Consider the following 19,249-nt stretch of genomic DNA (forward strand, 5'->3'; position numbering starts at 1 on the left):
TTTTGGCTGGCATACACTATAACTAATGATTGCTTATTTTTTTATATTATACAATCTAGCTGCGTCTCAGCTTAGTAGAGTGCCTTACTAATTGTGACACTTGCATAATTCCTGATTTTTTAACCCCAGATAAACACAGATGAACGCAGATGAAATTTCGTCTGCGTTCTTTTAATTAAGCTTAAATCCTTTAGCAGCTAATTGTTGGCGGAGACTTTGAATTATTACGCTATCTAGAGTATTCTCGCCTCTATTGCTACTAGATTGGCGCTGTTGTTCAATATATGCTGTACGCTTTTGAGATAAGTCGCGGATCGTCTTTTTAATTGCCTCTCTTTCCGTTTTCTTTCCAGCTACATATGCTCTCTTTTCTGTTAGCGTCATCCCTCGCATGATTTCTGGTAAATTATCATCTGATATTGCCTCTAGTTTAACTGTTCCGTTTTCGAAAGCATCGAGCAAATCCCAAGAAGCATTATCATAGTATTCAGAAGCTTTGGACGCACTACGCAAAACCCTATTACTGCCAGCATTACTATCTTCAACTTCTTGACGTTGTTGTCCTACTCTTCCTTCTCTACCATAGGGAATGTAGGTTTGATTTAGTTTAGTATTCCAACTAGAAATTTCGTCATCGTAAGGGGACTTAATTACCACAATTACTTGGTTTTGATTAATATTGAAGTGACTGCCTTTTGCTACTGTAGCTCCTGATGCCCAAAGTTGTCGCTCCTGACTTTCCGCTGAACCACAGTAGATAGTATTAATGATAGTATCTCCTTTAACAGCTAGATTGACAGATTGTGTCCAAACTATTGGGCCTTGATCGAATGGTTCATTACCCGCAATAAAAATCACGCGAAAATCTTCCTGATTTTTACTCCAGTTTAATTCTTGCATTGCCGAGCGAATTACCCAGCCAGCATATTCCTGGCCGCCGTTGGTTTTGATACTAAATAGCTTTTCGGAAACTAAATCTAATTCTGGAGTAAATCCAGTTAATAATCTCACAAAACCTTCCGAGGAAGGTAAGCTGTCATTGCCATAATGGTAGACAGCAACTTCTAACTCTGGCACTTCGCCATCTTTGGTGACTTTAGTTAAAAAATTCACAATTTGCCAAAGTTGAGTACGAGTCTGGTCGATCAGTCCATCCATGCTATTACTAGAATCTAAAAGGATGGCAATCTGAATTTTAGCTTTGGCGAAAGCGGCTGTGGGAAAACACAAGATACTTAGGGTTAATGCTGTAGCGAATAAATTTTTAGCTAGTTTCTGCATGAATTTTTCCCTATAAAATTATTTTTTATCTAATTATAGTCAGTGATAATAGAGATTTAGTTCCAGGTGTCAAGTAATTTATAACAATATTTTACATTTGGGTTCGATTCATTACAGAACTTATCAACTCCGATCGAAGAAACCGGGTTTTTACCGAATTTGTGGACTGCAACGAAGTATTTTCCTAAAAACCAGGTTTCTGGTCATTTATGGGTAACTCAGACCAAAGAAACCGGTTTTTTTGCGAAAATTATTCGCTGTTACCAGAAGATGCGGCCAAAAACTCGGTTTCTTGAGCTTGGCGCGCCAGTCTTTACAAAAATTTACATCTAATTTTACAGCCACATCGACCGCACAGCGAGACTTTCAACCATATGCCGAAAAAAAGTTTCATAATTTCGCAAAAAAAGTCCCAACTCATCCTGATAAGTAAATGTAGGAAAAAAGTTGCGACCGCACTTAACTATGAACGATAAATCCAACCCATCCAAGCGGGAAGACAACTTATCCGACAACTCCGATGCTGTTGGGGCTGGGGGAAAATCGAAATTATCCGATCGAGATTCCGCCCAGCAGCAAATCCTCCAACTCGTCACCCAAGCTTGCAAGCATCCCCTGGGCAGTCCCCGGCGAGGTTACTTTGTGGGTAAACTCATTCGAGAAATTCTCAAATCCGGCAAACTCTGGAAAGAAAATACACCTCACTACGAAGAGGCATTGCACAAGACATGGATCTATTTATCTGCGAATTTATGTGAAGCTACCACAGCAAAACAAGCTTACAATCCCGAAATAAGCCAAATCACGAGTTGGTTAAATCCCTATCTCAAAATGCGGCTGTTAGATTGTCATCTGAAGCAACAACAGGAAAGGGAAAGACAAAGCAGCGATCGCATAGTTTGGCTAGACGGAATCAAAGAAGATACTATCAATTCAAGCAACAATCTCGTCGCCGATCCAGATGTAACTTTCTATTTAGACGAACTTCTAGAATGGATAGAAACCGATCCCAATAACGAGTTAAAAAGCAGACACGTTAGAGGTAAACCACAGCTCAATTGCCAAGTTTTATTGCAGCGGCAGTGTTTGTACGGTCAAAGCATTCAAGAAATAGCAAAAGAGTTTGGCTGCGCCCCCTCCACTGTATATCAATTGTTCAAGAACGACTGCCGCCACCTGCTGCAGAAATTTTCGGAAAACCAAGGATATCAAACTTTTAACATAACAGGATTGCAAAAACCATGAACTCGAATAACCTTTCAGAAATAGACTCTTTGCCCATGCCAATTACTCAAGACTCACTGCATATTGCTAGACGTTTTTCATCCCAACAACGTCACCCACAAAAACAAGATCAAGTTTATTTAAATACTTTGGCAGTGCTGGCAGTTCGCGATTACCTCACAATTTTGAGTATTGAAACTGACTTAACTCAATGTGATAGCTGGAATCCCGCAATGCGCTTGTTTGCAAATGCGGCAGATTTGTATATTAAAGGATTAGGTAAAATTGAATGCCGCCCGATTATAAATCGGTTTCAAAATTCATCGTTTCAGACACCTGATATTTACCCGTTGCCGTTGGAAGCCAGGGAGGAACGCATCGGTTATATAGTTGTAGAAATTGATCAAGAGGAAAAGGAGGCAAGATTGTTGGGGTTTTCTCCGACGGCGAGTTCAGGCGAATTAGTATTGAGTAAATTACATTCTGTTGATGATTTTTTAGTACATTTAGAACATTTGCTTGAAGCTAAAATCGACCTAAATCAGTGGTTTTTAAATGTATTTAATTCTGAATGGCAACCTTTTGAGGCCGTATTTCACCCCCAGCCGCAGACTTCGCCCCGCAAAATTGAAAATCCGATTTCGTCAAAATTGGGCAATTGGTTTAAAAATGTTTTTGAAACAGGCTGGCAGAACATTGGGCAAGGTAAAAAAAGTTTAGAAAATGCAATTTTTCCTGATAGAAACCCAGATTTTGCATTCCGAAGTGGTGGAAATTCTAGATCGGAATCTCCGTTGTCAGGGAATCAAACTACTATCCGTCAGACATTCCCGGAAGCGGATGTCACGCGGGCAAAGTTGATTGATTTGGGAATGCGTTTGGGGAGGACAACTGTTGCTTTGTTGGTGGCGATCGCCCAACAAAGCGATCGCACTGTCAGAGTTCACGCCCAGTTGCATCCGGCGATTGGCGATCGTTATTTGCCGCGCAACCTGAAACTGTCGTTAATATCCGATGCTGGCCAAGTTTTAGATGAGCTTGAATCGACTGTTCAACAGCAGTGCATTTCACTGGAATTTGAGGTAGAACCCGGAGAGAGTTTTAGTATTCGACTGGCGATCGATGGTTTGAGCGTAACAGAAAACTTTATGGTATGATTTTGTGATTACTGTTACCACAGCAAATTTATGACTTGGACTGTCATATTGGCTTTAGGGTCGGGAAATCTTCTTGAAGGATTTCCTCACATCACTGCACAGTTGCAAAACCAAGCCCGATCTATCAGTATTCAACAATTCAAAGGAAGCTTGCCGCCAGCACCAGATATTGAGGTGCTGCACAGAAGATGGAAAGCTGCTTGTACAGGACTACAATCTAGCAGAAGCGATGCTCGAATAAAAGTCAATTATGCCAGCACGACTCACATTTCTGAAACCAATCCGGGCGCTATATATGAAGGTTTAAAAAAAGAGATACAATCGTGGCTGAAAACAGACGATTTTTACAGCAAAATTGAGGTTAAGCTGAGGACACGAATCGGCAATCCCTCGGAAGCTGCCGTTCAAATATTTCTAGAGTGCGATGATTCTCAGATTTCTGAGTTGCCTTGGGATGCGTGGAATTTTCGGGAAGAATACCGCCAGAGTGAAATCATCCGCAGTTCGTCCGAGTATACAATACCCCACCGGCAGGAAACACAAGTAGGAATAAATCTAGCTTCTAGAGGCAGAATTTTATGTATTTTAGGTAACAGTAAGGGAATAAATGTTACAAAAGATCGCAGAATTATCGAAAAAAGTTTGGGCGATAGCTGCCAATTAGAATTTTTAGACAACCCGACACTGGAAGACTTTAACGATCGCCTTTTTGATGAAAAAGGCTGGCAAATTTTCTTTTTTGCCGGACACAGCAACAGTGATGACAATGCTACAAACGGAAGGCTGCACATCAATCAAAATCCTACCAATAATACTGTCACAGTAAAGGATTTAAAATTAGGCGTACAGCAAGCGAGTTTTAAAGGCTTGCAATTGCTAATTTTTAATTCCTGTTCGAGTTTTGGATTAGCAGCAGATTTGGTGGCTCAGAATCATCATTTGCCGTCAATAATTGTGATGCGCGCACCAATTCCAGACCAAATTGCTCACGATTTTGTGAAGTCTTTGCTTAGATATTTGGCTGAGGGAGATCTCTTATTTTTGGCAATGCGAAAAGCTAAGGATGATTTGCAGCGCTGGGAATCTCGATTTCCGGGCGCTAGCGGGATTCCGGTACTATGTCAGGATCCAAACTTTGAGGAATTAACCTTACCGGGATGTGGCGCAGCTAAACCTGTGATTTCAGCAGCGGATGGTGCGGCACCTCGCCCAAACCGCCCCCAATTTACTGTTTCAACTAAATTTATGCAGCGTACCAGCATCAGTTTAGCTGTTTTGGCGATCGGCTATCCACTCACTGGCCCCAATCTGGCAGATGCCATCAACGCATTTGGGCGGGAAAACCACCGGAAAAATCAATTTTTAGCCGCTAAAATTTCCTACAATCTAGCTGCATTAATCAATCCGATTAACGGCGAGCCTTACTATAACTTATCCGAACTTTGTAAACAATTAAGCGATCGCCAATGCGAGCGAGAAGCAATGCAAAGTGCAGTCTGGCGGGGACTTCCAGAAGCTCACGCTCAAATATCTAAATCCTTCTTGCTGGAAAATAAACCTGAAGATGTTTTAAATGCGATCGGACTTTGCTTAAAAACTACTAAATACGATGGAGTTAAATCAGCTTGTTTCAAAAATCGTGGCTGGTTGCGATTCACTCAAAAGCGATACAATTCAGCGGAAGCAGATTTAAGAACAGCAATATCTCTTAACAGTAATAGTCCCGAAGCTCAATGTTTTTTAGCGCAAGTTCTCGAAACTAAAGGTAAAGTACAAGAATCACTAAGATATTGGCAACAAACCTTGAATCATGCGAATTCTAGCATCCCAGAACAAGATGAATGTCTCGAAATGGCAAAGGATCGTTTACAAATCCTAGGAAAGAGCAAATGAAAAAACAGACGGCATTTTGTATAAGCGCAAGCGCGATCGCATTTACATTGATTGCGATCGAAATTATGCCTGATTCCTGGGAAAATGGCCCAGGCTTCCGCGAAATATTGGCCAACAATCCGATAATTTCCCCAGCAATCGCAGCAACGCAAAGAATACCCAACGGACAAATCCTGAATATTAGCGGCGAAGTGCAGCTACAGCGTCAAGATGGCAGAAATATTCGCCCGACAATCGGTACGCCAATTTATCCGGGCGACAAACTGCAAACTTCACAAAACGGACAAATTACGCTCCAATGTGCGGATTTAGGAATTCAGTCAATTAAAGCAGGCGAAAATCAATTAAATAGCTGTTTATTGGCTAGCAACAAGTCGGAGTCTGACTGCAATAAAAATTTAATTAAATGTCCCGATCGCGGTGATGATAGAATTGCTTGGAATAATGCGCCAATTCCTTATACAATCAGTCCGAGGCGGACGCAATTGCTCGACAGCAAACCGACTTTGCGTTGGAATCCGGTTGCGGGTGCGACTAGCTATAAGTTGAGCCTCCTCGAAAATAATGCGAAGTTAAATTGGGAAATGACGGTTAGCGGTACTGAGGCTGTGTATCCGGGGGAACCGGCGCTGAAACCGGGTATTAAGTACAAATTGATTGTGGAAACGAATACGGGGGTTTCTTCGGAAAGTCCGCTGTTAGAGGAAGATACAGAGTTTGATTTGTTGGATGAGAAAGCAGTTGAAGGGGTGAAGGAGGCTGTGGGGGCGATCGACAAACAACTATCGAATCCAGTGGCTAAAAAATTAGCAACAGCACAGATATATCTTAGCACAAACTTGAATGCAGAAGCAATAGAAACCTTAGAAACTTTACCAAAAGCCGGAGTTGAAACAGCGCCAATTTACCGCAAGTTGGGCAAATTGTATCGGGAGCGATCGCAATTGATGCCGCAGGCTGAAATATATTATAAAAAGGCGATCGAGACAGCTAAACCCGATGAGACTGAGGAGCTAACCGAGGCTCGTTACGGTTTAGCACAAGTTTATTTATCTATGCGGAACTATCCCGAAGCGATACAGTATTTGAAGTTGTCACAAGAGGGATATCAAAGTTTGGGAGATTTATCAATGGTGGAAAAAATAGGCAAGCAATTACAAGATGCCCAAAGGAGGAAAGATCGGCAATAGTAATGTGTTGTGAAGTTAATTGTGGGTAAATTAACGTCGCAATCACCAGACTTTTTAGGGGCGGGTTCGTAAGGGATTTTGTCACCCACACACAATCTTAATAAACCCGCCCCACCAATCACTTAATATCCCGGTTCTTGATAAGCTGGTTCTTGATAAGCTGGTTCTTGCCACTCGCGGCGGGGGGGTTCGGGATTGGGATTGTAAGGTACGATCGCCCCATCATCATTCACAATCATCCCATGAATAATCCTATTAGGCTGCACCGGTTTTGCCTTAATACTGCCTTTGCGGCCCTCCAACTTCGGCAACTTCGGAAACTCTTCAACCGGCATTCCCTTGACAGCTTGACTCATAAAATCGCGCCAATTGTAGGCTGCAGTACCGCTAGTTCCCCACGTCGGATAGTTGTCATCATTCCCCAGCCAAACGCCAGTCACCACCTGCGGAATATAACCGATAAACCACAAATCCCGCACGTTTTCTGAAGTACCAGTTTTGCCGGCAACAGCGCGATCGTTTAAAGCAGCAGGCCCGCCCGTACCTCCAGTTACCACACCCTCCAACATCCAAGTAGTAATCGCAGCACTATCCTTATCCAAAACCCGCTTTGGTTTAAAATTAGCCTTATAAATCACATCTCCCCGCTGATTTATCACCTTAGTAATTCCGTGCGCTTCAATAAAATTACCTTGGGATGCTAAAGTACCGTAAGCATTAGTTAACTCCAGCAAATTCACCTCAGAAGAACCCAAAGCCAGGGAATAAATCGGACTTAATTTAGACTTAATTCCCATATCGTGGGCTAATTTGATCGCCGGCTCAAAGCCGACATCAACCAACACTTTCACCGCCACCACATTCACCGAAGCCCTCAAAGCATCAGACATCGATCGCCAGCCACTAAACTTTTTGCCGTAATTGTTCGGTTGATAGCCGTCGAAAATAATTGGCTCATCTTGATAGCTGTCGTAAGGCGAAAAACCGGCTGCTATCCCCGCGGCATAAACCAACCCCTTAAAAGTCGATCCGGGTTGTCGCAAAGCCTGGGTAGCACGATTAAATTGGCTTTCCTTAAAATTTCCGCCGCCGACTAGCGCCTTAACTTCCCCAGTTTTAGTGTCCATAGAAACTAAAGCAGCCTGTTCAAAACCTTGACGGCGGCCATCAACCTCGATCGCATCTTTAACCACCTGTTCCGCTATTTTCTGCCACTTCAAATCCACCGTCGTCTCGACAGTCAAACCGCCAGCTTCCAAAGCATCCTTAGAAATATAGCGCGGCAATTCCTTGCGAATGTAACTAGCAAAATAAGGCGCGACTACTTTAAATCGCTTCGGCGGACTTTGTTTGACAGTCATAGGTTCTGCCATCGCCTCCTTCGCCTGCGCTTCTGTAATTACCTTTGCGTCTTGCATTTGTTTGAGCACAATATTGCGGCGTTCCTTAGCAATATTCGGATTAACCAAAGGCGAATATTCGCTCGGTGCAGGTGGCAAACCCGCCAAAGTGGCCATCTCTGCCAATGTTAATTGATCGACAGTTTTGCTAAAAAAAACCCAAGCCGCATCTGCGACTCCGTAGGAATCCGAACCCAAATAAACCAAATTTAAATATCTTTCTAAAACTTGGTCTTTAGTCAACTCCCGCTCTATTTTCTGAGCTAAAAGAGCCTCCCGAACTTTTCGCTTAAGACTTCTTTCTTGATTGAGAAAAACCACGCGAGCCAATTGTTGGGTAATTGTACTGCCGCCCTGCACCAAATCTCTCGCTACCAAATTAGAAGCTATCGATCGCACAATACCTTGATAATCCACCCCGCCATGTTCGTAAAAACGGCGGTCTTCGATAGAAATAAAAGCTTTTTTCAACAAATCTGGAATTTCATTAAGTTTTAGCTTATCTCTAGTTGCGGGCCCCGACTGCAATAAAATCGTATTATCTGCAGCCTTAATTGTCAGCGTTCCATCGCGGCTAAACGCTGACAAATCGTTAACATCCGGCAAACCTTTATTTAAGGTGTGCAAAATCCATAAACCGTATATTAAAGCGCCACTGCCCACACTAACAACACCTATGGCTATCCAAAATCGCGGGCGGCGGGACCGTAGCTTTTTTAACTTTTCCTGTAGTTTGCTATTTTTCTGCAGCGCGATATTTTCCGGTAGTTCAGTATTTACTTGCAGTTGGGTATTCTGCAAGCCGCTATTTTCCGGTAGTTTGCTGCTATCGAACCTCTTGATTTTTTTTGATGATCTCGTTCTGCGCCTACCGAATACCGGCTGCAACAATTCTCTTCCCTTTGCTTGCAGCATAGTAACTTGAGGTTCAATTTCCAACCAAACGATTAAGCGCTTCAACCCTTGCCAATGGCGCTGGACTCTTGGATATTCACCGTTTTTTGGGTAGGAATATTCTGATGCTAATTCTGACTCTTCTGGAGGTTCAGCATCTTCTGATACCACATACTCCGATCGCTCATCCGTTGCCTGTGGATACAATTCAGGCAGGGATGGTGACGAGTTTAGCCCCGTGCTATTGGCAGCATTTGGCGATTCTCGATCGGAATTACCCCTTGCTGCCTTAGTGACTTTGCTCAATTTATCCTTGATATTTGAGAAAAATTCTGCCACGTTCAGACCTTCAAACCTCATCAACTTCAATTAAAAATTAAAAATCAAAAAGGCTAGCCTCCTTCAATTTTTAATTTTTAACTTGACATTTTTTATTCAACAACACTGCGAACAGTCTTGAGTTAATTATTTTGAATTAAAAACTATTTAACTCAAAATTCCCCACTCTTAATTCTTCTTAACTCGCATGACCAAGTGCCAAGGCTGCTACCAGCATACCCAAAACCAGGAAAGGCTGAGCGCTAGCCTGATATTTAACATCATTTTCCAGGGGATTGCGTAAAAAGTACATATCCTGAAAAGTAATTTGGGGAATTATCAGCAGTAGCAGAATGACAGCGTAAAGGTTTTGGTGGATGCTGATCAGGTAGCCTGCAATCCCAGCTTGAAAGATGTCGATCATCAACACGCAAATCCAAGCTGCAGTGCTGATACCAAACATCACTGGCAAAGATTGTAACCCTAATTGCCGATCGCCCTCGACACTTTTAAAATCGTTAACGATCGCAATTCCCAGCCCTGCCAAACTATAAAACAGGGTCAAAATCATAATAGTAGCATCAAGTTTGCCGAACAAAGCGTGACCAGCCCACCAAGGCAGAGCAATGTAACTAGCACCCAGGGCATAATTTCCCAACCAGCCATTCTGCTTGAGTTTCAGCGGTGGCGCAGAGTAGATGTAAGCTAGAAACGCGCCGCCGAGAGTCAACACAGTCATGATTGGGAATTCGTGACCCGCCCACAAGTCTAGAGCATAAGCCACCCCAATGCCTGCGGCTAATAATACCAAAATTTGCGTTACTACTTGGGGAATCGAGATGATACCGGAGGGAATCGGGCGGTAGGGTTCGTTAATAGCGTCGATGTCGCGATCGTAAAAATCGTTCAAAGTTTGAGTGTAGCCAGTAAGCAAAGGCCCTGACATCAACATACAAGCTGCTGCGATCGCAAAATTCTCTAGATTCCAAACATAGTTTCCAGAAGACGCAGCCCCGCACACCACGCCCCAAATTAAGGGAATCCAGGTAATCGGTTTCATCAGTTGCAAGCGAATCTTCCAGATCGAAGTTTCCCCGCTAGAAGCGCCTTTCATGCCCAACAATTGCCGAGTTTTGGCACTGCGATCTGCGGTAGCAGCACTTTCCGGTGCAGCTTCTGGGGAGATTTGAGATGGAGGAGAGTCAGACATAATTTGATGTTAGCGGTATTGCTACTGTGTCGTTGTGCGTTTGAATAATAATTCTGATAGGATACCACTGATATTTAAGGCATCGTCTGAAAAACTTACCCAGGATTGGAGTTGATGCTAGGGAAAATTACCATTTTTACCAAAATTGTTTAATATCATTATTTGGTGCAAATGTCAAGATTTTTAAAAGTTTTTTTGAATTTTTCGTTGGGTTCGCCTGCTGGGGAGATTTTTGCGAGCAGGTAGATTCTATGTCAGTTACCAGGATGCGATCGAGCTTTTTGTCCTGCTAACCTTGAATCATCCGATCGAGCCAAAACCGGTGGCAGAAACTCAATATGTCTTCTACATGACTTACCCAACTAAGCTGTTCGTACTAGGCTGTTGCGGCCTGTAAATTATATGTCACAAAACTATTCCCCGTATTGTGGGGTGGGCTGTCCCCTCCTGAACATAGAATTTAAATGCCGCGACAGTTTAACAACTGCAACTTAACAAATATGGCGGTAGGAATCAAAAGGCAGTCCCGTGCGCCGCTTGACATCAACAACTGATTTGTATGCACCTTTGATCTGCCTTTCTCTAACTATTGTTTCAGCCACAACCCGATCTAAACCGCTCTGAATTAACTCTTCCGGCGACAGAATATTTAACCGTTTCCAACTAAATTGTGATTCTTTTTTATAATTGTAGCTGAAGCAAATCATCGGAGCGATGCGTCTGACGTGACTTTCTGGAACTCCGGCGATTTCCGATAACTCTTCGGCGTGGGTAAAAATGTAGCCTTCGTTTTGCAAAGATTCAATATCGTTAGCGTAGACGATCGGCAAACCCAATATTCTGACCAAATCATCTTTGGTACACTCATTAATATCTATTTTGCCGCGCTCTTTTGCCAGTTCTTGGGCATTTGTCGCAGTTGCCGGAACGAGTAAGCCTTTGGGTGCGGTTTTGATGAGATAGCGCTTTTTCAAGGCAAAAGCAGTGACAATTTGAGCTATCCAAACCAGCGTCCCCAAATTAGTTGAAGAAGATAGCGCTAGTGCTGCTAAAGTAATGCCAACACCCCATCCCATCCAACTGCGAATATTTGTTTTTTGCCCTGCATAGGCGATCGCCAATCCGCCGAAGTAGGGAATAAAAGAATACCACACCCAGTTGGGAGTTTGACGCAGCCAGTATAAATTTTGAGACACTTTAGTTTTATCCTCGATCTATTTTATATTTGACTATTGTTTAAATCCCACCTTTTTCATACAGTCATAGCTGAGCTGAGAGGGCGGGTTTTGCCATTTGTTTAGTCATTTGTATCATAAATTTTCTTCTAAGCCCGCCCCTACAAAACGCTAATGACTAATGACTAATGACTACTGACTTCTTAATTACAATTCTCGGAGCAGTTTTTGGCGTTTTTCTTCATATTCTTCGGCAGTAATTGCGCCCATATCGTAAAGTCCTTTCAATTCGGCGATCGCCCCTGTCACATCTTTTGCCCCTCTGAGCATATACCCAGAAGGCAATGATCCGTGATTGTACTGTACCTGAAAAGCTTGTTCCGACATCAGCAGCAGACCGATAAAATCGAAAAATGCGATCAGTGACGGAATTAACGTCCAGGAAAAAAGCAAATAAAATAGTCCTGCTACGTTATTTCCTAAATAAAATTTGTGTCCTCCGAAACCTCCAATAAAAAAAGCTAACACAACTGCTACGGTTTTATCTTTTACCATTTTCCCTTTCCCCAGTTTTTGTACTTTAACTTGTGCGATCGAGCGAAGCATTATTACTAATTTTTACTCATTTATTAGGGTTTTTGCGAAATTTAGACATGGCAAAATACAGCAGAACTATACCGGCTTGAGCTTGTAGAATGACCAAGTAGCCTCTCATGAAATAATTTAGTTCGCTGCCTGAATTGAGAGAAAATATTAAAATGCCTAGAGCTGCGTAGGGTGCCAAACGCATCCAATTCGGTGCTCCCTCTAACTTGCGGCTGTTGAAATTGCTCATTCGTGCGACCCATCCACAAAAACCGGACAAGATGTTACTTCTATGTTAAAACAAGTTTTTCCGTTTAGCTTCCCAATTTGGGACTAGATTGAAGATCGCGGGCTGGTGGCGCACCTGCTTTTTTGGCAGTTTCTCAAACCTGCGAAAAAAGCAAGGTGAATTCACAATTATTAACAACCGCGCGACTTAACCCGCGCCGCTGCCCAACAGAAACAGGCTCAGGAGAGTTCCGCTGTTCCAAAGACTGTGGAGAAGCATGGGAGCGAGGAGATTGCGCGATCGCGTGTACACAAAGCCCAACACCGCACCCAAAGTCGCCAAGGGCAGAATCTCGGAGACACTCAAGTGAGCCACGGCAAACAAGAAAGCCGAAGCTGCGATCGCCCCCCAAACAGGCAAATAGCGAGTCAGAGAAGGCAGCAGAAAGCCCCGAAACACGATTTCCTCAAAAACCGGAGCGGCGATCGCAGCAGTGCCGAAAAACACCGCCAGAGCCACGTTGTCCCTACCTTCAAGGACGATCGGCAAAATCGGATTACTGCCACCTTGTCCCTGCCATAATTGCTGATTGATCAGCGACACCACAACTACCAAAGGCAAGGCAACAAAATAGCCGCCCAACCCCCACAAAAACCAATTATCCCGCCAATTAAGCCGAAACCAACCATCAGGCAAAGGCAAAAAAGACTTAATTGAAAAATACAGTACCGAAAGCCCGCCAGCCGACAGCAACAAATAAGTAGCAAAGATATAAAAAGCCTTTTCGCGCGGGTCAAAAGTAGCCGGACTGAGTTTTAAAACAACTAGAGAAACTGGCAATAACAAATAGGGAATCAAGATTTGCCCGACAAAGAAAAAGCCGACTACAAGCACCTGCCAAACAATCTCGCCATCCCAAGGCACATCCCAAGCCAAACTCCCATTTCGCGCCAACAGCGGCCCGGAACTAGCCTGATCTAACTGTCGCCGCTGCAACAGCCACTGTACAGTCAAACCAACCAGCAAAACCGTACCGATGCAAAGCGCGATCGCCGGAATGCCTACAATAAGTGCCAATTTTTCTATAGCTTTTTCAGCCGTTGCTTGCTCTGTAGCTTGCAGCGCCGCCAGTTCCTTAGAACGTTCTTGCAGTTTGTAAAGTTGAGCGAGAGCGCGATAGCGAAACCAACCATTCAAAGACTTTTGAATGCGCGGCTCGGCATCCGGCAGCAGTTGAGCCGGATCGCTCCAAATTCCAGTTAAAACTCTAGCAGTGGACACCGAATAATCGCCATCACTTTGAGTTTTGTACCGATCCAATAAATTTTGCCAAGTTTGGATTGCTGCCTCCGTTTTGTCATTGCTTGCCTGCAAAATTCCGACGCGCAAGTCAATTTCGTTTTGCAGCGCTAACTGTTGCTTGATCGACTCTGACAAAACCTTTTTTTGAGCCAAATTCTGAGTATTATTATCAGGTTTAGCTGCGATAGCAGACTGAATATCTTTAATTTGTGATTGAGTTGTTGTGATAGCTTTTCGAGTGGTATCTCGTGCTTCTTGATACTGCGTCAAAGCAGTATTTAAAGGCTCTGTACCGACAATATTGTTGCGTGCCGAAGTTAAATTAGCATCGCCATCGTTTTGTGGTTGCCACTCCGAGGCGTGAAGCAGCAAATTTGTCTGGTAGAGTTCCAGCCGGCTTTGAATTTGCGGCTGGTTCCAACTACCAACTAAAGATAAACCGACTAGGGCGATCGCGATCGCCGTTAAAATACTTAAAATTATCCGCTTCAGTGTCATTCCTGCTTTTCCGTCCCGCGCAAATCCGTGGCTAAATCTTGTCCGTCTTTAATCATATGTCGGGAGCATCTAAGTTTTGCATTTATACTGCTGTCCCCAAAGAACGAGTTGTACAATACGCGAGCTCTTGAGGTGCTCGCACGCTTAGTCAAAAAATGCGGCGTTGCAAAACCCAGATACTCCCCATATGTCGTTCCAGTCGAGAGTAGCCCCACAACTGGTAAAATTTCACTGGCCGATCTTTTTGACTCGGCTCAACAGGACTTGCGCCACAAATCCTCGACTCGCCGTTTATGCGTAAGCTATACACCTTGGCGCGCGCGACGCACCTTGGCGCGCGCGACAGGATTAGTGTACTGTGCAGCGATGTGTGGGGCACAAGATGCCCCACAAGCAGCCGACGAAGACTCGACAGCAACGTAAATCGTAAATCTAAAATCTAAAATCTAAAATCGAATGACTCGCATTATCTTAGTCCGTCACGGCAAAAGCACCTACAATCTAGAGCGCCGCATCCAAGGCCGCCTCGACAAATCAGTTTTGACAGAAGCAGGGCGCAGCGGCGCGATTCAAGTAGGCGACATACTCAGCACCATCGCCTTCGATGCTGCGTATACAAGTCCCCTGAAGCGAGCCCAAGAAACAGCCGAAATCATCCTGTCGCGCTTGACAAATCCGCCACAACTGCAACCAACCGATAAATTGATGGAAATCGATTTACCTCTGTGGGAAGGAATGTTGCGTCAAGATGCGATCGACCAATTCCCCGACGCATATCAGCAATGGCAAAAACAGCCTGACAAATTTTCCATGAAACTACCTTCAGCCGAAGGAGAAGTCGAACACTTTCCAGTATTGGCAATATTTGCTAACGCCCGCAATTTTTGGAAAGAGCTTTTTTCTCGCCACCCTGAAGGCACAATTCTAGTAGTAGGTCACAACGGAATCAACCGCGCGCTCATCGCTACAGCCTCCGAAATTTTGCCGAATTACTATCAATCTATTCAGCAGTCAAATTGCGGAATTAGCGTCATCAATTTTGGGCCTTCTCCTGTAGGTGGCGATGAAAAAACAGAGCGAAATAAAAAAATTGCCGTTCAATTAGAATCGCTGAATTTAACCGCCCATACCGGAGAAAAATTCCCGAAACCGAGGGACGGACACAGCGGCCCGCGCTTGTTGCTGGTGCGTCACGGCGAAACAGATTGGAATAAAGCAGGTAAATTTCAAGGACAAATAGACGTACCTCTCAACGATAACGGTCGCGAACAAGCTCGGCAAGCCGCAGAATTTCTCAAAGATGTAAAATTAGATTTTGCGATTAGCAGTTCCATGCTGCGACCGAAAGAAACTGCGGAAATTATTCTCCAACATCACGGCGGTTTGCAACTACAACTCCGCGACGAATTGAGAGAAATTAGTCACGGACTTTGGGAAGGAAAGTTTGAATCAGAAATAGAACAATCCTATCCGGGTTTGCTGGATGAATGGAAAACATCTCCAGAAAAAGTACAAATGCCCGAAGGAGAAAATTTGGAGGAAGTTTGGACAAGGGCGATCGCAGCTTGGCAAGAAATTGTACGATCGGTTTCTGGTACAGGAATTGTAGTTGCTCACGATGCCGTCAACAAAGCCCTTCTGTGCCACCTGTTCAATTTGCAACCCGAACATTTTTGGCAATTCAAACAAGGAAATGGGGCAGTTAGCGTCATCGATTATCCCCACGGCCCCGACGGTTTGCCAGTATTGCAGGCGATGAACATCACAACTCATTTAAGCGGCGGCATTTTTGACAAAACAGCAGCCGGAGCACTGTAATTTGTAAGGCGATCGGCAAAGTGTAGCAGAGAAAATCCCCTCTGCTACAATTCCCCCGCCTAACAAATGTCCGAACCCCGATCACAACCACCAAGCATTCTGAATAATTGAAACCCTTGCTTTTATTACTTATTCCTTCTTACCTCTTCCTTCGTGTACTTAGCGCCTTCGCGGTTCGTACTTCCCTCTTCCCGACCTCCGTTACATCCGTTAAATCCCGTACATTGCTCGTTCCCGAACTTCCTTCTGCTACTATATGAGTCGCGAACTGCTACAAAATGTAAGAGTGTTAGATCCAGTTTCAAAGCTCGATCGCACCGCTGATATTCTAATTAAAGAAAATCAGATCGAAACAATCGAAGAAAAAATTACCGAGATTCCCACCGACACCGAAGTACGAGATTCTCAGGGACTAATTTTAGGGCCGGGATTGGTCGATATCTACAGTCACAGCGGTGAACCGGGTTTTGAAGAACGGGAAACCCTGGAATCCTTGATGCAGGCGGCGGCGGCTGGCGGTTTTACGCGGGTGGCCATTTTGCCCGATACGTCGCCGCCTGCGGATAACTTGGCCGGTTTAGCTTTGTTGCAGCAACATATCCGCAATTTGTCGCCGGGGCTGCCCCGCTTGTATTTTTGGGGCGCGCTGACAGCGGGCGTTAAAGGGCAGCAGATGGCTGAGTTGGGCGAGCTGGCCTCCTCTGCGGTGGTGGGGTTTGCCGACGGTTTGCCGCTTAGCAATCCGGCTCTGGTGAGGCGTTTGCTTGAATATATCCAGCCTTTGGGCAAGTCGGTGGCTTTGTGGCCGTGCGATCGAACTTTGGCAGGAAATGGCGCGGCGAGGGAGGGTGCGGTGTCGGTGCGTTTGGGTTTGCCGGGAATTCCTGCGACTGCGGAAACATCGGCTTTGGCGGCCATCCTGGAGTTGGTGGCATCGGCGGGCACGAAAGTACATATCATGCGCGTTTCTACGGCGCGCAGCGTGGAATTGATTCGGGATGCTAAGGCGCGGGGTTTGCCGGTGACTGCGAGTGTGACTTGGATGCACTTGCTGTTGAATGTTGGGGCAATTTCAGGTAACGCCAAAGATTCTGGAGGCGGGAAAAATGCTCTGACTGCTTCGTTTGCTTACGATCCAAATTTACATCTAGAACCGCCGCTGGGCAATCTGGGCGACCAATTGGCGCTGATTCAAGCTGTGAAAGATGGGGTGATTGATGCGATCGCGATCGACCACAACGCGCATACCTATGAGGAGAAAACTGTGGCTTTTGCTGATAGTCCGCCTGGGGCGATCGGCTTAGAATTAGCCTTGCCTTTGCTCTGGCACGGACTGGTAGAAACCGGCAAAATTTCGGCCTTACAACTGTGGCGAGTGTTGAGCCCAGGCCCCGCCGTTTGTCTCGGACAAATGCCCCCCACGGCTGCACCGGGAGTCTCTGCTGAGCTGATTTTGTTCGACCCGTTAATGACTTGGACGGTTGAGGCGCACAGTCTGAAGTCGCGATCGGCAAATACGCCTTGGTTGGGACAAAAATTAGCAGGTAAGGTTGTGCAAACTTGGATTAATTGACCGTTGGAATTAGGATTTATTTAACGAACCGCGAAGGCGCAAAGGGCGCTAAGGAAGAGAAAGAAGATCGAGAATAGGAGCGGTAATTTGGTAACTGGAAGCTTTGGATAAGGCATGGTAAATATATGGTTGCTGTCGTTCCTTCGTGGAATTCCCCACCGCAAAACCTGAAATTAGACATCAACGAAATTCATGTTTGGCGCGTCTCTCTAGCTCAAACAGAAACTTGTTTGCAGAGTTTACAACAAACTCTTTCAACCGATGAACAGACAAAAGCAGAGCGTTTTCATTTTCCCAAAGATCGAGATCAATTTATTGTAAGTCGCGGTGCGCTGAGAGCGATTTTGAGTCGCTACCTGCATATAAACCCCACCCTTCTATGCTTTGAATACAATCCCTACGGCAAACCATCTCTCACCATCGCCCAAGGTGGAAATACCCTGCGTTTTAATTTGTCTCACACTAGGGGAATAGCTCTAATTGCTATAACCAAAAATCGAGAAATTGGTGTGGATATTGAAGCCATAAAGCCCAAAAGTTCTTGTTTAGAAATTGCTGAAAGATTTTTTTCACCATTAGAACAATTAGCACTCAGTTCGCTGCCAGAACATCTCCAGACGACAGCTTTTTTCACCTGTTGGACTCGCAAAGAAGCTTATATCAAGGCAGTAGGCAAAGGACTTTCTCTTCCTTTAAATGAGTTTGATGTCACCCTCGCACCTGGAGAACCAGCAGCGCTGTTAAATGTCAAAGCAAACCCCGATGAAGCATCAAAATGGTCTTTAATTGAATTAATTTCCAGTTCAGATATGGTTGCGGCTGTTGCAGTTGCAGGGGATTGCCACAAACTTGATTGTTGGCAGTGGACGGCAGAGTGTTGAGTTATAACCTTTTTCAAAAAAGTGAAAAAATGAGATTTTATATTTTAGATTTGAGATTTAGGAATTGATATCAAGTGCGATCGATTACCATAATAAAAATGGTTTGTAGTGTGGACTTTAGTCCGCTCTATTTTGCGGACTAAAGTCCACACTACGAATTCTATTTTCAGACTTTTCAAAATAGTTTTTTCATCGTCAACGCAAATAATTACTTGTTTGGTCATAGCGATAAGGCAGTTTTAATGGTTTCGATTAGCTCTGATTCCGACCAAGGTTTCTGCAAACACCGATGTAAGTTCGCTTCGTCAAAAGCTCTCTTCACGGCTTTTTCATCGGCTTGACCTGTTAGCATAATTTTTACTATTTTCGGGAATTTTCGATGGACGCGAATTAGAAATTCATCTCCTTTCATTTCTGGCATTAACCAATCGGATAAAATCAAAATAATCGAAATTTTATCGTCATTATACTCATCAATTAACTCTAAAGCCTCGGTGGGATTTTCCGCTAGTTCATAAATGTAAGCATTTCCAAAAGCTGATTTAAGTTGGGTTTTGAGGCTTTTTAATACTACTGGTTCGTCGTCAACACACAGGATGATTGGTTTAGACATTTTGTTGG

At 44.3% G+C, this 19,249-nt stretch carries 17 protein-coding genes; 8 read left to right on the plus strand and 9 right to left on the minus strand.

The genetic code is table 11. The annotated features are described in order from the left end of the window. Positions 1-171: 171 nt before the first annotated feature. Positions 172-1,281 (minus strand): hypothetical protein, encoded by a 1,110-nt coding sequence (locus tag QT998_RS17415; protein ID WP_333116689.1) that lies wholly within the window; start codon positions 1,279-1,281, stop codon positions 172-174. A gap of 465 nt (positions 1,282-1,746) precedes the next feature. Here QT998_RS17415 and QT998_RS17420 point away from each other — a divergent pair, with 465 nt between their 5' ends. Genes QT998_RS17420 through QT998_RS17435 form a run of 4 tightly spaced genes read left to right on the plus strand, consistent with a single transcriptional unit; the run spans position 1,747 to position 6,745 of the window. Next, positions 1,747-2,526 (plus strand): helix-turn-helix domain-containing protein, encoded by a 780-nt coding sequence (locus tag QT998_RS17420; RefSeq protein WP_333116688.1) that lies wholly within the window; start codon positions 1,747-1,749, stop codon positions 2,524-2,526. Further along, the gene (locus QT998_RS17425; RefSeq protein WP_333116687.1) at positions 2,523-3,662 is read left to right on the plus strand and encodes a DUF1822 family protein; all 1,140 of its coding nucleotides are present in this window, start codon (positions 2,523-2,525) and stop codon (positions 3,660-3,662) included. The genes QT998_RS17420 and QT998_RS17425 overlap by 4 nt, the downstream gene beginning before the upstream one ends. Before the next feature lie 30 nt (positions 3,663-3,692). Further along, positions 3,693-5,555, plus strand: a complete 1,863-nt coding sequence (locus QT998_RS17430) for a CHAT domain-containing tetratricopeptide repeat protein (protein WP_333116686.1) — start codon at positions 3,693-3,695, stop codon at positions 5,553-5,555. Further along, complete coding sequence (locus QT998_RS17435; RefSeq protein WP_333116684.1) at positions 5,552-6,745, plus strand: tetratricopeptide repeat protein; 1,194 nt, start codon at positions 5,552-5,554, stop codon at positions 6,743-6,745. Before QT998_RS17430 ends, QT998_RS17435 begins: the two co-directional genes overlap by 4 nt. 122 nt (positions 6,746-6,867) lie before the next feature. On the opposite strand, the gene QT998_RS17440 is transcribed toward QT998_RS17435, so the two are convergent. Beyond that, positions 6,868-9,399: a transglycosylase domain-containing protein gene (locus QT998_RS17440; protein ID WP_333087406.1), complete on the minus strand. Its 2,532-nt coding sequence runs from the start codon at positions 9,397-9,399 to the stop codon at positions 6,868-6,870. Positions 9,400-9,556: 157 nt separating this feature from the next. Further along, positions 9,557-10,567 (minus strand): chlorophyll synthase ChlG, encoded by a 1,011-nt coding sequence (gene chlG, locus QT998_RS17445; RefSeq protein ID WP_333087407.1) that lies wholly within the window; start codon positions 10,565-10,567, stop codon positions 9,557-9,559. Between the two features lie 232 nt (positions 10,568-10,799). On the opposite strand from chlG, the gene QT998_RS17450 reads away from it, so the two are divergent. After that, the gene (locus QT998_RS17450) at positions 10,800-10,964 is read left to right on the plus strand and encodes a hypothetical protein (RefSeq protein ID WP_333116682.1); all 165 of its coding nucleotides are present in this window, start codon (positions 10,800-10,802) and stop codon (positions 10,962-10,964) included. A 94-nt stretch (positions 10,965-11,058) separates the two neighbouring features. Here the strand turns inward: QT998_RS17450 and QT998_RS17455 are convergent, their stop codons facing one another. The 4 genes from QT998_RS17455 to QT998_RS17470 form a co-directional block, all read right to left on the minus strand. Beyond that, entirely contained in the window at positions 11,059-11,763 is a 705-nt protein-coding gene (locus tag QT998_RS17455) for a helix-hairpin-helix domain-containing protein (RefSeq protein WP_333116679.1), read from the minus strand. A 186-nt stretch (positions 11,764-11,949) separates the two neighbouring features. Next, complete coding sequence (locus QT998_RS17460; RefSeq protein WP_333116676.1) at positions 11,950-12,297, minus strand: NINE protein; 348 nt, start codon at positions 12,295-12,297, stop codon at positions 11,950-11,952. 67 nt (positions 12,298-12,364) lie between these two features. After that, entirely contained in the window at positions 12,365-12,577 is a 213-nt protein-coding gene (locus tag QT998_RS17465; protein ID WP_333116673.1) for a hypothetical protein, read from the minus strand. Positions 12,578-12,763: 186 nt separating this feature from the next. Continuing rightward, on the minus strand, positions 12,764-14,356 hold the full coding sequence (locus QT998_RS17470) for a CPBP family glutamic-type intramembrane protease (protein ID WP_333116670.1): 1,593 nt from the start codon (positions 14,354-14,356) through the stop codon (positions 12,764-12,766). A 456-nt stretch (positions 14,357-14,812) separates the two neighbouring features. On the opposite strand from QT998_RS17470, the gene QT998_RS17475 reads away from it, so the two are divergent. From QT998_RS17475 to QT998_RS17485, 3 genes are all read left to right on the plus strand, one after another. Further along, positions 14,813-16,174 (plus strand): histidine phosphatase family protein, encoded by a 1,362-nt coding sequence (locus tag QT998_RS17475; protein WP_333087413.1) that lies wholly within the window; start codon positions 14,813-14,815, stop codon positions 16,172-16,174. Between the two features lie 256 nt (positions 16,175-16,430). Beyond that, the gene (locus tag QT998_RS17480; RefSeq protein WP_333087414.1) at positions 16,431-17,747 is read left to right on the plus strand and encodes a dihydroorotase; all 1,317 of its coding nucleotides are present in this window, start codon (positions 16,431-16,433) and stop codon (positions 17,745-17,747) included. Positions 17,748-17,872: 125 nt separating this feature from the next. Then, positions 17,873-18,628 carry a 4'-phosphopantetheinyl transferase family protein gene (locus tag QT998_RS17485; protein WP_333087416.1) on the plus strand — a complete coding sequence of 252 codons (756 nt, stop codon included), beginning with the start codon at positions 17,873-17,875 and terminating at the stop codon, positions 18,626-18,628. A 44-nt stretch (positions 18,629-18,672) separates the two neighbouring features. On the opposite strand, the gene QT998_RS17490 is transcribed toward QT998_RS17485, so the two are convergent. Continuing rightward, positions 18,673-18,852: a hypothetical protein gene (locus QT998_RS17490; protein ID WP_333116668.1), complete on the minus strand. Its 180-nt coding sequence runs from the start codon at positions 18,850-18,852 to the stop codon at positions 18,673-18,675. Continuing rightward, a complete protein-coding gene (locus QT998_RS17495; RefSeq protein ID WP_333087417.1) occupies positions 18,849-19,241 on the minus strand; it encodes a response regulator in 393 nt (130 codons plus the stop codon). Before QT998_RS17495 ends, QT998_RS17490 begins: the two co-directional genes overlap by 4 nt. Positions 19,242-19,249 lie beyond the last annotated feature (8 nt).

This window comes from Microcoleus sp. S1D4, from assembly GCF_036700765.1.
Taxonomy (GTDB): Bacteria; Cyanobacteriota; Cyanobacteriia; order Cyanobacteriales; family Microcoleaceae; genus Microcoleus.

Bases quoted from the DNA above. Each gene is read 5' to 3' on its own strand.
- QT998_RS17415 (WP_333116689.1), bottom strand. From the start codon at position 1,281: ATGCAGAAACTAGCTAAAAATTTATTCGCTACAGCATTAACCCTAAGT.
- QT998_RS17420 (WP_333116688.1), top strand. From the start codon at position 1,747: ATGAACGATAAATCCAACCCATCCAAGCGGGAAGACAACTTATCCGAC.
- QT998_RS17425 (WP_333116687.1), top strand. From the start codon at position 2,523: ATGAACTCGAATAACCTTTCAGAAATAGACTCTTTGCCCATGCCAATT.
- QT998_RS17430 (WP_333116686.1), top strand. From the start codon at position 3,693: ATGACTTGGACTGTCATATTGGCTTTAGGGTCGGGAAATCTTCTTGAA.
- QT998_RS17435 (WP_333116684.1), top strand. From the start codon at position 5,552: ATGAAAAAACAGACGGCATTTTGTATAAGCGCAAGCGCGATCGCATTT.
- QT998_RS17440 (WP_333087406.1), bottom strand. From the start codon at position 9,399: ATGAGGTTTGAAGGTCTGAACGTGGCAGAATTTTTCTCAAATATCAAG.
- chlG (WP_333087407.1), bottom strand. From the start codon at position 10,567: ATGTCTGACTCTCCTCCATCTCAAATCTCCCCAGAAGCTGCACCGGAA.
- QT998_RS17460 (WP_333116676.1), bottom strand. From the start codon at position 12,297: ATGGTAAAAGATAAAACCGTAGCAGTTGTGTTAGCTTTTTTTATTGGA.
- QT998_RS17465 (WP_333116673.1), bottom strand. From the start codon at position 12,577: ATGAGCAATTTCAACAGCCGCAAGTTAGAGGGAGCACCGAATTGGATG.
- QT998_RS17470 (WP_333116670.1), bottom strand. From the start codon at position 14,356: ATGACACTGAAGCGGATAATTTTAAGTATTTTAACGGCGATCGCGATC.
- QT998_RS17475 (WP_333087413.1), top strand. From the start codon at position 14,813: ATGACTCGCATTATCTTAGTCCGTCACGGCAAAAGCACCTACAATCTA.
- QT998_RS17480 (WP_333087414.1), top strand. From the start codon at position 16,431: ATGAGTCGCGAACTGCTACAAAATGTAAGAGTGTTAGATCCAGTTTCA.
- QT998_RS17485 (WP_333087416.1), top strand. From the start codon at position 17,873: ATGGTTGCTGTCGTTCCTTCGTGGAATTCCCCACCGCAAAACCTGAAA.
- QT998_RS17490 (WP_333116668.1), bottom strand. From the start codon at position 18,852: ATGACCAAACAAGTAATTATTTGCGTTGACGATGAAAAAACTATTTTG.
- QT998_RS17495 (WP_333087417.1), bottom strand. From the start codon at position 19,241: ATGTCTAAACCAATCATCCTGTGTGTTGACGACGAACCAGTAGTATTA.